Raw genomic sequence first — 646 nt, forward strand, 5'->3', positions numbered from 1 at the left:
GGGCGTTAAGTTGCAGGGTATAGACCCGAAACCCGGTGATCTAGCCATGGGCAGGTTGAAGGTTGGGTAACACTAACTGGAGGACCGAACCGACTAATGTTGAAAAATTAGCGGATGACTTGTGGCTGGGGGTGAAAGGCCAATCAAACCGGGAGATAGCTGGTTCTCCCCGAAAGCTATTTAGGTAGCGCCTCGTGAACTCATCTCCGGGGGTAGAGCACTGTTTCGGCTAGGGGGCCATCCCGGCTTACCAACCCGATGCAAACTGCGAATACCGGAGAATGTTATCACGGGAGACACACGGCGGGTGCTAACGTCCGTCGTGAAGAGGGAAACAACCCAGACCGCCAGCTAAGGTCCCAAAGTCATGGTTAAGTGGGAAACGATGTGGGAAGGCACAGACAGCCAGGATGTTGGCTTAGAAGCAGCCATCATTTAAAGAAAGCGTAATAGCTCACTGGTCGAGTCGGCCTGCGCGGAAGATGTAACGGGGCTAAACCATGCACCGAAGCTGCGGCAGCGACACTATGTGTTGTTGGGTAGGGGAGCGTTCTGTAAGCCGCTGAAGGTGTGCTGTGAGGCATGCTGGAGGTATCAGAAGTGCGAATGCTGACATAAGTAACGATAAAGCGGGTGAAAAGCCCGC

General features: G+C 53.9%; 1 rRNA gene (cut by a window edge). It reads left to right on the top strand.

Annotated elements, in window-relative coordinates:
* Positions 1-646: ribosomal RNA gene (locus H7K56_RS23100) — 23S ribosomal RNA — on the top strand (its annotated part continues 1625 nt past the right edge of the window); the annotation flags it as partial.

Origin of the sequence: Pantoea dispersa, from assembly GCF_014155765.1 — a bacterium.
GTDB classification, from domain to species: Bacteria; Pseudomonadota; Gammaproteobacteria; order Enterobacterales; family Enterobacteriaceae; genus Pantoea; species Pantoea dispersa.